Origin of the sequence: Paenibacillus sp. FSL R7-0210 (assembly GCF_038009085.1) — a bacterium.
Classification (GTDB): Bacteria; Bacillota; Bacilli; order Paenibacillales; family Paenibacillaceae; genus Paenibacillus_AQ; species Paenibacillus_AQ silagei.
The window spans coordinates 6,588,813-6,601,762 of sequence record NZ_JBBPAR010000001.1; the positions used below are offsets into that span (position 1 = coordinate 6,588,813).

At 44.8% G+C, this 12,950-nt stretch carries 15 protein-coding genes and 2 pseudogenes; 12 read left to right on the top strand and 5 right to left on the bottom strand.

What is annotated here, in order from left to right; translation table 11 throughout:
- The first annotated feature begins 348 nt into the window (after positions 1-348).
- The 3 genes from MKY64_RS27935 (at position 349) to MKY64_RS27945 (ending at position 1,894) form a co-directional block, all read left to right on the top strand.
- Positions 349-852, top strand: a complete 504-nt coding sequence (locus MKY64_RS27935) for a hypothetical protein (protein ID WP_235191781.1) — start codon at positions 349-351, stop codon at positions 850-852.
- 42 nt (positions 853-894) lie between these two features.
- Entirely contained in the window at positions 895-1,404 is a 510-nt protein-coding gene (locus MKY64_RS27940) for an N-acetyltransferase (protein WP_036722991.1), read from the top strand.
- 124 nt (positions 1,405-1,528) lie between these two features.
- Positions 1,529-1,894: a nuclear transport factor 2 family protein gene (locus tag MKY64_RS27945; RefSeq protein WP_036722990.1), complete on the top strand. Its 366-nt coding sequence runs from the start codon at positions 1,529-1,531 to the stop codon at positions 1,892-1,894.
- Positions 1,895-2,157: 263 nt separating this feature from the next.
- Here the strand turns inward: MKY64_RS27945 and MKY64_RS27950 are convergent, their stop codons facing one another.
- Positions 2,158-2,520, bottom strand: coding sequence for a winged helix-turn-helix transcriptional regulator (locus MKY64_RS27950; RefSeq protein WP_339252514.1), 363 nt, complete (start codon positions 2,518-2,520; stop codon positions 2,158-2,160).
- Positions 2,521-2,631: 111 nt separating this feature from the next.
- Here MKY64_RS27950 and MKY64_RS27955 point away from each other — a divergent pair, with 111 nt between their 5' ends.
- The 4 genes and pseudogenes from MKY64_RS27955 (at position 2,632) to MKY64_RS27970 (ending at position 4,575) form a co-directional block, all read left to right on the top strand.
- Entirely contained in the window at positions 2,632-3,261 is a 630-nt protein-coding gene (locus tag MKY64_RS27955) for a nitroreductase family protein (RefSeq protein WP_340957025.1), read from the top strand.
- 148 nt (positions 3,262-3,409) lie between these two features.
- Positions 3,410-3,667: pseudogene (locus MKY64_RS27960) on the top strand (phosphotransferase); the annotation flags it as partial.
- A 30-nt stretch (positions 3,668-3,697) separates the two neighbouring features.
- Positions 3,698-4,138 carry a hypothetical protein gene (locus tag MKY64_RS27965; RefSeq protein WP_340957028.1) on the top strand — a complete coding sequence of 147 codons (441 nt, stop codon included), beginning with the start codon at positions 3,698-3,700 and terminating at the stop codon, positions 4,136-4,138.
- A gap of 92 nt (positions 4,139-4,230) precedes the next feature.
- A complete protein-coding gene (locus MKY64_RS27970) occupies positions 4,231-4,575 on the top strand; it encodes a hypothetical protein (protein WP_340957030.1) in 345 nt (114 codons plus the stop codon).
- Positions 4,576-4,810: 235 nt separating this feature from the next.
- On the opposite strand, the gene MKY64_RS27975 is transcribed toward MKY64_RS27970, so the two are convergent.
- Positions 4,811-5,194 carry a RidA family protein gene (locus MKY64_RS27975; RefSeq protein ID WP_340957032.1) on the bottom strand — a complete coding sequence of 128 codons (384 nt, stop codon included), beginning with the start codon at positions 5,192-5,194 and terminating at the stop codon, positions 4,811-4,813.
- A 105-nt stretch (positions 5,195-5,299) separates the two neighbouring features.
- Here MKY64_RS27975 and MKY64_RS27980 point away from each other — a divergent pair, with 105 nt between their 5' ends.
- The gene (locus tag MKY64_RS27980; RefSeq protein ID WP_340957034.1) at positions 5,300-5,635 is read left to right on the top strand and encodes a winged helix-turn-helix transcriptional regulator; all 336 of its coding nucleotides are present in this window, start codon (positions 5,300-5,302) and stop codon (positions 5,633-5,635) included.
- A gap of 16 nt (positions 5,636-5,651) precedes the next feature.
- Here MKY64_RS27980 and MKY64_RS27985 read toward each other — a convergent pair whose 3' ends face one another.
- Positions 5,652-6,290 (bottom strand): nitroreductase family protein, encoded by a 639-nt coding sequence (locus tag MKY64_RS27985; RefSeq protein ID WP_340750679.1) that lies wholly within the window; start codon positions 6,288-6,290, stop codon positions 5,652-5,654.
- A 132-nt stretch (positions 6,291-6,422) separates the two neighbouring features.
- On the opposite strand from MKY64_RS27985, the gene MKY64_RS27990 reads away from it, so the two are divergent.
- Complete coding sequence (locus MKY64_RS27990) at positions 6,423-6,782, top strand: helix-turn-helix domain-containing protein (protein ID WP_340957036.1); 360 nt, start codon at positions 6,423-6,425, stop codon at positions 6,780-6,782.
- A 247-nt stretch (positions 6,783-7,029) separates the two neighbouring features.
- Here MKY64_RS27990 and MKY64_RS27995 read toward each other — a convergent pair whose 3' ends face one another.
- Together MKY64_RS27995 and MKY64_RS28000 are read right to left on the bottom strand one after the other, a co-directional pair.
- A complete protein-coding gene (locus MKY64_RS27995) occupies positions 7,030-8,457 on the bottom strand; it encodes an MDR family MFS transporter (RefSeq protein ID WP_340957037.1) in 1,428 nt (475 codons plus the stop codon).
- A 55-nt stretch (positions 8,458-8,512) separates the two neighbouring features.
- A complete protein-coding gene (locus MKY64_RS28000; RefSeq protein WP_076085696.1) occupies positions 8,513-8,752 on the bottom strand; it encodes a hypothetical protein in 240 nt (79 codons plus the stop codon).
- Between the two features lie 303 nt (positions 8,753-9,055).
- Between MKY64_RS28000 and MKY64_RS28005 the strand changes: the two genes are divergently transcribed.
- From MKY64_RS28005 to MKY64_RS28015, 3 genes and pseudogenes are all read left to right on the top strand, one after another.
- Complete coding sequence (locus MKY64_RS28005; RefSeq protein ID WP_340957039.1) at positions 9,056-10,264, top strand: TerD family protein; 1,209 nt, start codon at positions 9,056-9,058, stop codon at positions 10,262-10,264.
- A 104-nt stretch (positions 10,265-10,368) separates the two neighbouring features.
- Positions 10,369-11,451, top strand: a pseudogene (locus tag MKY64_RS28010) (5-methyltetrahydropteroyltriglutamate--homocysteine S-methyltransferase); the annotation flags it as partial.
- Positions 11,443-12,930, top strand: coding sequence for an aldehyde dehydrogenase family protein (locus MKY64_RS28015; protein WP_340958188.1), 1,488 nt, complete (start codon positions 11,443-11,445; stop codon positions 12,928-12,930). The pseudogene MKY64_RS28010 and the gene MKY64_RS28015, both read left to right, overlap by 9 nt.
- Positions 12,931-12,950 lie beyond the last annotated feature (20 nt).

Below are 12,950 nucleotides of genomic sequence, written 5' to 3' on the forward strand. Positions count from 1 at the left end.
TAATAAAATGTCGAAGTAAGCAATGAGTATCTGAAAAGAGGAAAGGAGTGACATATATGTTTCCACCAAGAAGCGGATTTAATAACAAAGGTGGCAGGGGACCGCTACAAATTGTAGTGAACCTACTTGTGAACAGCGAGCAAGTGAGAACAGCGCCTGCGAAATAAGCATTCGGTACGGGAAGAGCTGCACCTAAGTCTTTGGACTTTCGGGCAGCTTTTTCTTGTGGGACAACATTCATCCGATAAGTAAGAAAAAGAACAGATCTACATAATGCAAGGAGTTGGAATTAATCAGATGAGCTATTACTTTCAAGTCTGCAGTTCAGAGAGCTATCAGGATAAATACATGATATTTCTATTGGAACATTACAATGAACTAAATCTGCCTTATCCTTTTTCAATCTCGCTGAGTTTTCTGGCAAGCTCTGTTCTAATGCAAAAAGAAGCTATCTTGTGCTTCAACGATGAGGATGAAGTTGTCGGGGCGATTGGTTACATTTCCGGGACTGCGGAGAACCAATACAAGGATACGCATGTGGCACAAATCCAGATTGTTTTCTTTATTGAAACGTATCGCCGAAGCCGGCTGTTCCTAGAGAGTCTGCAATTTCTGGTGCAATATATATCACAACTACCTGAGCCTATTGTTGAGCTCCGTTTTTGGGTCCCGGTCCATCTCCGGCTGCAAAGACTTCTAACCAAGCTTGCAGAGAAAACAGCGACATGGGATACACAGCAAGGTGGGATTGATGAATATCATGCCGATTTCAAGGAATGGCAAGCATACGTAATGAAGTTCAGAAATGAAGACTATTTCATTTCTCAGTGCTTGCTCTGTTGTGATTCTTGAGATAGCTAAGCTCATATGAACGATTAGGAGGTGGGGCGGTTTATGCTTGCCCATTACCGGAATTGTCAAAATGATGAAGATTATGCGCAGTTTACTTTATATTTTATCCGAAACCGAAAAGATTTTAACCGCCAATTCTCACTTGCGGATGCACTTGTACATGTGTTGGAATTCATCCCCAACTCCCACATTATATTAATAACGGACAAGATGGGGGCAATGATAGGTTGGGGGCATTATCGCTATCTCAATACTGAGAATGAATTTGATCCCAAAGGTGAAATTGTTTTTGTTAATTCTGTCATTGTCCACCCCTCCTATCGCAGCAGTCGCGTATTTATTCAGGGGTTCCGCTATTTGGTACAACAAATTGTCGCAGAGAATTGTGGCGTTAACTATCTACAATTTTGCGCTCAGATCGACAACATTTATCTAAATCGACTGTACGCGAAGTTTTCCCGCGTTATTGGGCAAAGAGAAGGCTACCATGGAATTGAAAATGTCTATTCCGCGGATTTCGGACAGCTACTTCAGTATCTGAAGCTCAGTTGAGGTATTTCCCTATCGGGCAGGTTTGTCCTGAACAAATAAATATTACAGATAACTAGACACGCAGCTGTCAGGTTCTGTGGGTTACACTAGCCTTGTATTCAAAGATTACAAAGGAGTTGATCATATGGAGCCTAATCTTAATCTGCTTCCGCAAGTTATACTAGATTTTATAGCCGCTACCAATAAACCCGATCCGGATGCTTATGTCGGCTGCTTTTCGGAAGATGCACTTGTTCTCGATGAAGGTAAAGAGTGGGCAGGCAAAGCTGCTATCAAACAATGGAGTGCCGAATATCATTTTGGAGCTAACATAACACTTGAACCCATACAGAATAAACAGCAAGGGGAAGAAAACGTAGTAGTTTTCAAGGTTGATGGGGATTTCGACAAAACCGGCCTCCCGGACCCTCTCTATTTGGATTTTTATTTTCAGATTCGCAACGATAAGATTAAGCAGCTTGCGATCCGGCTGTCTAAAGGATTGGAATAAGTAGACAAAGGCTAATCAGATAAGGAACGTGAGGAACCCAAAGATGATACTAAATCATGTGTTATTGAAGCTGAAGGACCGGAGACCGGAGCATATCGAGCAAGCTCAAACCGTTCTACTAGGCTTGAGAGGGAAAAGTTAGCTACCAATGCCTCTTCAGTCACATAACTGCGAAATATTAACAGCGCCATGTTCTTCATTAGTGAAGAGTATGGTGCTGTTTTCATTTACGTAAGGTCTTAAAAGGGTTTCATGGTTATCGATCACAGTGATTTAGAATGTTCACAGATTGTATTATTACCTGCGGTGATCCCCTCTCTTTTAAGATGGTTATCGCCAGCATCACACATTTCTTTTAATAATGGAAGGAATGTCCGGCCATAGTCTGATATTGAGTATTCCACTCTAATGGGAACCTCGTCTGCATATACCGCGCGATGCACTAATCCATCCTGCTGCATTTGCTTTAATTGTTCGTTTAAAACTTTATGTGAGACGCCTTCACAAATCTTGAGTAAGTCTTTTGTACGCTTTTGCTCATATCCTAATTGATACAGAATAATGCTTTTCCATTTACCACTAATGATATTTTGTACCACATCAAATCCTGTATTTATTGTATTCATGAGATCCTCCTTACTTTGAAGTAACCTAGTGACTATAAAGTGCAGTATTTTCAATTGTATACGCTCCAGATAATATGATTATAACAAATCTAAGATATGGGAGGCGTTAAAATGAGTCTGCAAGATATTATTTTACAAAGGAAATCAGTCAGACATTATGATCCTAACTATACGATTGAAAGAAAGGAAATACTTGATTCGATTGAACTGGCTGCCAAATCACCCAACGGAAATAACATTCAGAGTACACGTTATTTACTCATCGAAGATAAGGAGTTGCGCGCCAAAGTTAAACCAATTGCATATAACCAGGAGCAGGTTGAAACCTCCAGCTATTTGATTTTGATCTTGGGGGATTATCGTGCTTTTCATAATGAGAATATCCATGCTATTCAAGACAAGGCTTTGGAGAAAGGTTATTTTACCCAAGAGACTAAAACGTATTTAACAAATGCAGCCATTGGTTATTATCGAAACATGTCTAAGCAAGATTATTTAAAAGAGCTGGTCCGCGATGGCAGTCTGGCTGCAATGACCTTAGTCCTTATTTTGAACGAAAAAGGTTACCAGACCATCACGATGTCAGGTTATGATAAAGCTGCTCTTTTTAAAGAGCTCAATATTCCCCAGCACTATGAAGACATTATGTTATTAAGTGTGGGCAGAGGGATTCAAGAGGGTCATTCCACAGTAAGACATGATATTGAGGATATAACGTTTATAGATAGGGTACCTTCGTGATCGGATATACACACAGAGAGCTTCAAACCTCATTGTATAGAAAAGTGCCTGCGGGGGCTCTTTTTCAGCTACTATTTAATACGCCAGATGCTCATACTTATGTGAAGATGCAGTACCCTTCAACAACAATTATTCTCGGGAACTCAAAGAAGATTTAGTATTCACACATGGTGACTACAGCCTGCCAAACATCATTATTGCTAATGACTCTATAAGTGGATTTATTGATCTGGGGAATTGCGGGATTGCGGACCGTTATTATGATTTGGCAGTAGCTGAGAAGAGCATTATCAGAAACTTCGGCGAGCAATGGGTCAAGTTATTTTTTTCATCCTATGGTGTATCAGAGATTGATTATGCAAAAATAAGATTCTACCAAGTTGTAGATCATTTGGCTTGGGCCTGATCATTAAGTGAACACAAGGAGGATACGGGGATGAGGATGCCAAGCGACAGCGAGCTGACATTGCTATTCGAAGGAGATGAGCAACAGCTGCAGCAATTTGTTTTTGCGAACAGCGTCATTGTAGATTGGGGAGAGGAGGACGAGGAGATCGTCCGCTTGTTCGGTAAACAGCTTCCCGATGAAACGGTCGAGGTGACGCCTACGGACAAAGGACTGGATGTTACCTACAATGGACAAATGCATACGATTGCGCTTACCTTTAGCGGAGATGACCGCTACATCACGATTCGCGGCTTTCAGGAGCTGATCCGGGACAAATACGAAATCCGGCTTTTTGAGGCCTCATATTTTTCGGATACGCACGAATTTTTGATTTTACCGAAGCGGAAGTGGGAGGAACTGGATGCCCGTTATCCGGTGCGGAGTAGGGAGATATTCCGTATCATCGATGAGGAGTTGGATTTTCCGTAACTGGGCAAGTGGTTAACCAAGCTTCAGCAAGAATTCGAACAGTGTACGGGTTACCTGAAAAACATCTAAAACGGCTCAGGAAGGATATGCCTATGAAAATAATTACATTATGCGGTTCTACAAAATTCAAGGAGCAATTTGAACAGGCTAATGCATTTCTTACACTACAAGGAAACATAGTGATTAGTGTAGCCTTCTTTGAACAATCTGAAGGTTTTGAAATCACGGAAGAACAAGCGGAGTTACTGGGAGATCTGCATTTTAGAAAGATTGATCTTTCTGACGAAATCTTCGTGATTGATGTAAATGGCTACATTGGCAACAGCACAAGAAATGAGATTGAGTATGCTGGAAAAACGGGTAAGGCCATCCGCTACTACTCTGATGGAGAGATTCCTTCTACATTTTCAGCTAAAGAACCTCATCAGTCACGATAACAAATGTTTGGCCATACGGACGGCTGTTTGCTATTCTGATGGCATTTTTTTATTTTTCCGCACCGGCATCTGCAGATAATTGGTTGTGCATGGATTTCAATGCAGAGTTCGAAGCGGGGATCGAAAATTTAGGATGTGAATTACGTTCATCAGAGTCACGAATATGGAAAAATCTAAAACGCTACTGACATTACTCTGCCAGTAGCGTTGTTTAGTTGAACCCTCTCTCTTTTTCTTAACCAACATGCGCCACAGCCCGTACCTCTACCCACTGTTCCGGGAATGCCAGGTAAGTCACCCCGATCATGCTCCCCGCCGGCCGATGCTCTCCGACATACTTTTTGAACAGTCCGATCGCGGTTTCCCCTTGCTCCTGCGCATTCGTCAGATACAGCTCCACGTAAGCCAGATTATCCTTGGTCGCTCCGAACTCTTGTAACACGGTATCCAAATTCTTCAGCGTCTGTGTCATCTGTGCCTGAATATCGCCTGCTCCAACGAAGCTGCCCTCCGTATCATGGGAGAACTGTCCCGAGATATACAGCGTGTTGTCGACAAGGTACCCCTGCGAAATCCCGTGATCCCAGAGGGTATGGTTGTACGTTCGGATGGTTGTCATTGCTTTAGCCCCTTTACTTCAAAGTAAAGCTATTATAGACTGAGCAAAAATAAAGGGATAGTACGCACAAAGAAGTGGGCTACTATCCGAAAGGATAGCGTGAACATGGGCATTTCAGATTTGAAGGGCAAAGAGACGGTGATCCAAGACACACCATTCGGTTATACGATGTCGGTGATCGGCGGGAAGTGGAAGATGGCGATTCTGTATCTGCTGTCCGCCAAACCCTCGATTCGATTCAATGAAATGCAGAGACAGCTCGCAGCGGTGACATACAAGGTTCTCAGCGCGCAGCTTAAGGAATTGGAGGCTGACGGGCTGGTGAAGCGCGTGGAGTATCCGCAGATTCCGCCCAAAGTGGAGTATTCGCTGACACCGAAAGGGCAGACCCTGCTACCTGTGTTGGAGCAGCTGTGCGAGTGGGGAGCACAGAACCGGTGAGGTTCATACATTCACATTAGCGCCAAAAGGTAATTTCCTCGCTACCCAGGCGCACGGACTCATGGCCCTCATCTTTGGCCTTGCCGATGGATAAGATCATGACCGGAACATACCTGTGGTCGTCCAGATCAAAGGCGCTAACGATCTGATCACGTTCAAAGCCTGCCATCGGATTGGTGTCATACCCATGAGCACGGGCTACCAGCATCAGTTGCATCGCGAATAAACTTGCATCAATTTTGGCAATTTCGATCTTTAATTCTCTAGGTATTTGCGGATACATGCTCAGAATTTGCGCAACCTGCTTGTCGCGTATGTCTTTGGGCATTTTTCCTTGCTCCACAGCAGTATCATAGATTTTCTCTACATATAAATCGCTCTGCGTATCTCCCAAAATGATGAGCATCGCCGCAGATGTATCATTTTGCCGCGTATTGAACTGGACCAGAGGCCGAAGCTTGTCTTTCCCTTCAGGGGAGTGAACCACGATTATACGCCATGGCTGCATATTCGCAGAAGAGGGCGCAAGGCTTGCTTCTTGAATCATAGCGTGCAGCTCTTCCTCCGAAATTTTGACGTCCTCATCGTACTGTCGTATGGAACGGCGGCCGGTTAGAATGTTGACAAAATCATTATTTTGAATAGATTCCAGCATAAATGCACTCCTTCTGATGTAACCCATTATTTTGACAGTAGTGCTGCCCCGGGTTATCATATTTTTATTTTGAACTATGAACCTTGGTTTATAGCAAATATAAATGAATGATTGATTTAGAAGGAGCAGAATATGAGAGCGAATGAAGTTTCCAGGCTGACGGAATTACCCATATCCACCTTGCGATTCTATGAACGCAAACAGTTGATTCCTGAACAGTTTATTTCGAGGGATGAAAATAATTACCGCGTATACGATGAAGGAGTGGTCACCTATTTGCAGGATGTGAGAATGCTACTCACTTTAGGTTTAACGATCCAGGACATAGTTTTACTTATCAATGAGAGCTCGTATATTAAGAAGGAAGCATTGGTAAAGGAGAAAATCAAAGAAATCCAGGAGTTAGAAGCCAAGTTGAATGCATCCCAAAAGTTTTTGGGTGATGTGCTAGAGGGCAGAGCGCATTTTCAGACCGGATGTAAATCGCAATAATGGTGCTTATTTAAACTTTAACGGCTCTGTGAATTTCATAGATTACGTCACCACAACAACGTCCGAATGTAGCGTCAGGCTACAAAGAGAGGTATGAAGCCCTTAAGATTGACTTTGGACCGGAGATAGCCGAAGATCAGGTGCTTATTTTGTATTAGCAGTATGCCCGATAAAAGCATAGTAAAAAGAGCCGCCACTTTTATGTTAGTGAAGGCTCTATGCTACGTAGTGAGATGAAAAATAAGTTTTAATGAGTCCTTTCAAGACGACGGCCATTGATAAACCAACTTGGCACCAAAACAAGAATTGTGAGAATACATTCAATCCCAAAAACCGTTTGCAAACCGGCAACAATACTGTGTGCTCTATCTTGAATCGCAGCGGGATCAGGTGAATGGTGAAGATAACGATTGGCTCTGGATGACATGATGCCGACGAACAAAGCGATGCCAATTCCCCCGGCAATCTGTTGGAGCGTATTGTAGATGGCTGTGCCGTGGGGGACCAGGTGACGCGGAAGCTGATTCATTCCTGCTGTCTGAGCCGGCATGACGACAAACGATATGCCTAAGAATAATAGGACATGATTGAAAAGAACGGAGCCTCGGGTTGTATCGCTATCGATACCGGCAAACAGCCACAGTGATAGGGCGATCATGAGCAGTCCGGGCATTATGACGAATCTCGGCCCGAATTTATCGAACAATTTTCCCGTTACAGGCATCAGTATTGCGTTCAAAATACAGCCTGGCATCAGAAGTAACCCTGTCCCGAAGGCCGTTAACTGCATCACATCCTGCATATAGATCGGCAGCAATGTCGTGGTGGCGAATAAAACCATCATGAGCACCACTATCAATACAGCTACCAAGGAAAAAGCGGGATACCGGAATACGGAAAGATCAATCAAAGGCTCTTTAATTTTGAGTTGCCGCCAAATAAGTAAGAGCAAGAAGAGCCCGCCTATAGCAATCAAACTGTAACTCCCAGGACTAGCCCCGACACCGGTCTGGCTAAAACCGTAGGTGATAAAACCAAACCCGATGGTTGACATCACAATGGATAGAAGATCGACCCGTGGTTTTGTTATTTCTGTAACATTCTTTAAATTTATGAATGCATAAATAATTGAAAACAACACGACAGGAATCACCATGTAGAACAGCCACCGCCAGTCCAAGGTATCGATAACCAAACCTGACAAAGCCGGTCCGATGACAGGGGCGACCATGATGACAAGCCCCATGAGACCCATGGCAGCCCCCCTGCGTTCTGGAGGATAGAGGGCAAGAATTGTATTCATCATCAGCGGAATCAATAATCCTGTCCCGCAAGCCTGAACAACCCTGCCTATCAGCAAGACTTCGAATCCAGGGGAGACTGCACACAAGCAGGTACCTGCTAAAAATAACGTCATTGCGGACATAAACATCCGGCGAGTCGTGAACCATTGCTGCAGCAATGCGGTCACCGGCACCAGTATGCCGATCATCAGCATATAACCGGTAGATAACCATTGTATGGTTGAAGCGGTAACGTTGAACTCACGCATTAATCCGGGAAAAGTATTAGTAAGTAAATTTTCGTTAAGGAACGCAATAAACGCACCGATGAGCAGGGCGGCTAGCATCGCCCCACTCTTCATTCTGCTTGTCTCTTGAACCTGTTCGTTCATCTTCCACCTCCAGAGAATATTCATTACCAAATCTTCACCTGTCTGATTGTGCAGATTATCCTACACCATCACCTTCTAACAAGGAGTAGAAATTATCGCGGTCTTCATCATCAAATTTGCCAAGCGCCTGTACCCTGACAAATTGATGTCCGCCATACATATCGATCTCCTCACCATTACTATTGTAGAGCGCGATCATATGACCATCCCGATTCCGCTCTATATACCCGTAACAAGCTGCCTCGGGCTCTTCCCCGAAAAAGAGTGAAAATCTGATTTTGTCCACACTATTCATACAGATCTCCCTTCCGTATTTCTCATTAATCTGAAGACTATTTTACGTGACACCGTCTCAAATGGAAAAAGCGATATCACTCTGCATACTCGGAAATCCATTCCTATTTTAATAACATAAGGGGGTCTCCCTCGCTATGCCGCTCATTCTCAAATTATTTCTTGACGGGACGCGATTAGGGGAGTATTATAACGTGCCGGTTAACTCAACGGGGCCCTTTATAGTTTTATATCCCAAGTATTTCCTCCCTGTGTTAATATTATTGAGACAGCACGAGCCATTAAATGGATTGGAGTGGTTGGAGTGAATCAATTTCTGCAAATGGGAGCAAATACAACTTTAAGTTCCGCAAAAGGTAGCATTACGATTAGCCACGAAATCTCTACTCTGGTAGACGTTTCTTTAACAGCCTTCCTCTTAACGGATGCTGATAAGGTGCAAGGAGATAGCGGAATCATCTTTTATAATCAGCCCACAAGTTCCTCAGGTGTAGCCACGCTTTTACCAGCCGAGCAAGCCGGTAATACCAAAGTTTATAAGCTGAATTTCGACATGGATAAGGTCCCTGAAGGTATAACCAAAATAGCTGTAACTCTGACAGAGGATAACAGCACAGGATTCGCGAATGTGAAGAATCTGGAAGCAGAGATATGTACGCAAAATACGATCATTCACTTATCCCCATCCAGTTTCACGAACGAGAATGGAATTGTAGTGCTTGAATTATATCTAAGGAACGGTCAGACCAAGGTAAAATCAATCTGGCAGGGATTTGATTCGGGGCTTGAAGGGTTATGCAAAAACTATGGTGTTGAAGTAGAAGCGGATGAGCCAAGTGAGCATTCTAAACCTCAGATCATTCAAGAGCCTGTATCAAAGCAACCTGGTTCGGCTATGTCCATCAACCTTGAGAAGGTAAAGGGTAAGATCAATCTCGATAAAGGGCAGAAGCCGGTTATCATTGAGAAAACACCAGAAATTACGGCTACGGTATCTTGGGAGACTGGAACGGATTATGACATTTATGCTTTAGTCTATACAAAGGATGGAAAGCAGATTGATGTAGCTATGTTTGGTGCAACGGGAACACCTCCCCTCAAAAATTATGGTAAAGGGACAGTTGAGCATATGGGCGATGTGGGGAGAGGTAAAAAATCAAAGAAGACAGAGGTCATCAAGTTAAGACTAAGAGATGATGTTCTTGCGGTTGTTCCTGTAGTTTATTCAGCGCAATCCAATGGAACCGGTTCATTTTACAGATATAAGGTGTCCATGAGTATAGATAATCATAATGGAACCTCAGTTACGATCTCCGCCAAGAATGCAAATAATAATGATACGATCTATACCTGTGTACCCGGGATACTTCATAATACGCCAAATGGCGTAATTATTAGTCCGCTAGAGCTTTACAGTAGTCCAAATTCAGAGTATAGGCCGATTCTTAAGGTAGGGGACTCCAATATGGTAGAAGTGATAATGGATCAAGGACCTTTAAATGATTATAAATAGGTTATCGCGAAAAGCTATGACCAATCATGCCTTTTTCATATAACCTGCATTCTTTGCCCTCATGCTATACTCAGTACACTAAAAAGTTGTAAGGAGATGTAGCGATGATACCTTTTCGCAATGACCATGTAGGCAGCTTCCTGCGTCCGGCGAACTTAAGCCAGGCGCGTGAACAATATAAAGCAGGCAACATCACATATGAATCCTTAAAAGCGGTGGAAGATCAAGAGATTATCCGAATTATTGAGCAGCAGAAGGAGAATGGCGTATTCGCAGTGACGGATGGGGAATTCCGCAGAAGCTGGTGGCATTTTGACTTTCTGGGCGGCCTAGACGGCGTAGAGCTGTATGAGGAGATCGACGGGCCCAAGTTCCATAATATGCAGACCCGTAAGGGTGGCATTCGTGTGGTGGGTAAAGTAGATTTCTCCAGCCACCCCTTTATCGGGCATTTTGAGTTTTTGCTAAAGCATGCAGGTGACGCCGTAGCGAAGCAGACCATTCCAAGTCCCAACATGCTGATCTACCGGCTGGAGCCTGGGGCCAATAGTTATAACGACCGGGAGCAATTCCTTCAAGATACGATTGCGGCGTACCAAAAAGCCATTCAAGCGTTCTATGATGCCGGATGCCGGTACCTGCAACTGGATGATACAGCCTGGGCCGACCTGTTCTCCGAAGCGGGTCACGATAAGCTGCGTGCAAAGGGGCTGGAACCGGCGGAAGAGCTCAAAATCATGCAGCGCATGATTAACGAAACCTTGGCCCATAAACCGGCAGACCTAGTGGTGACGATGCACATTTGCCGGGGGAACTATAAATCCAACTATTTCTCAACCGGTGGTTATGATTATGCTTCTGAGGTCATTTTTGGAGGCTTAGACGTAGATGGCTTATTCCTGGAATTTGATGATGAGCGTTCAGGCAGCTTCGAGCCACTGAAATATGTGAACCGGCCGGATTTGAAAATCGTGCTGGGTCTGCTCACATCCAAAACAGGCGAACTAGAAGATAAAGAGCATATTAAAGCCCGGATTGCCGAAGCAGCAACCTATGTGCCCCTTGAGCAGCTGTGCTTGAGCCCGCAATGCGGGTTCTCCTCTACAGAGGAAGGCAATATTCTTACGGAAGAACAACAGTGGCGCAAGCTTCGTTATGTGAAGGAAATTGCCGAAGAAGTGTGGAAGGCAGACCAAGAGACCGTTGTTGTGGAGGCCTTCATTAATGGTCACCATGTGCCCTCCCTTTCGCAGTCAGCCAAAGAGAATCCGGCGAACCAGGCTGAAATCGTAGGCTATTTCCCTGTCACTACGAAGGAACAAGCGGTGGAAGCGATTGAAGCGGCGGCAGAAGCTTTTAAAATATGGAAGAAGACCTCGATTGATGAACGTATTACCCGGATGCGTAAGGCAATAGAGAAGATTAGAGCAGCGGAGAATGAAATTGTCCATCTGCTGTCCAGAGAGCATGGCAAGCCCCTATATGATGCCCATGGTGAGATTTATGTCTCGTTAATGTGGATGGAGTTCGCTTGTAATGAAGCTGCATCCGTTCTACAGGAAGAGGTCCAGGAGCATGACCATGGTAAAACCATCCTGTCCTATGATCCAATGGGTGTGGTGGCAGCGATCAGTCCATGGAACTATCCGATTGCGTTATCTACGATTAAAATTGCTCCTGCCTTACTTGCGGGCAATACGATTGTGCTCAAACCGAGTCCGTTTGCGCCGCTGGCGGCGGCGAAGGTAGCAGAGCTGATCGCAGGTGAGTTCCCGGCGGGTGTCATCAATGTCGTTCATGGGGATGCGGATGTGGGCGTTGAACTGACTAGTAATCCTCTTGTCGGCAAAATCGCCTTCACAGGCGGAACCGCAACAGCCAAGCACATCATCAAAGCGGCTTCGGAAACGATTAAGGATATGACGCTGGAGCTGGGCGGCAATGATGCGGCGATCTTCCTGGATAGCTTTGATGTTCAAGATGAGCGGGCCATGCGCCGGATTGTTATTTCTAACTTCCTGACGACAGGCCAGATCTGTATGATTGCCAAGCGTGTATATGTACACCGTTCTATCTATGATGGTTTTGTTGAAAAATATATCGAGGCGGCTAACCGCTGGATTCGCATCGGTGATCCCTTTGATGCCAATACGACAGTAGGTCCGGTGAATAACCTGAAGCAGAAGAATTACGTGCAGGGTCTGATTGAGGGGGCGCGCCAGCGCGGAGCTAAGGTCATTCCGCTCGGCCAAATTCTGGATCAGCAGCGGTTTGAACAAGGGTATTACCTGCAGCCTACGCTTGTTCTGGACTGCGATTACCATGATCCGATTGTGGTGGAGGAGCAGTTTGGTCCTACCGTTCCAATTCTGCCATTCGACGATGTAGAGCAGGTCATTCATCTGCACAATGAGAGCATCTATGGATTGACGAGCTCGGTGTGGGGGCGGGAAGAGGATGCCGTCTTGGTCGCACGTCAGCTCGAAGCGGGCACGACCATGATCAATACAGCTGCTGTGCAAGGGCTCGATGTCCGGTTCCCGTTCGGTGGCTTCAAGCAGTCCGGTATCGGCCGTGAATACGGCGCAGAGGGCATCCGTACGTATACAGAGCTGCATGTGATCAATGTTCCGAAGACACTGGATCTTCCTTATATCCCAGAGTGAACAAAACACCTTCAAGAGAA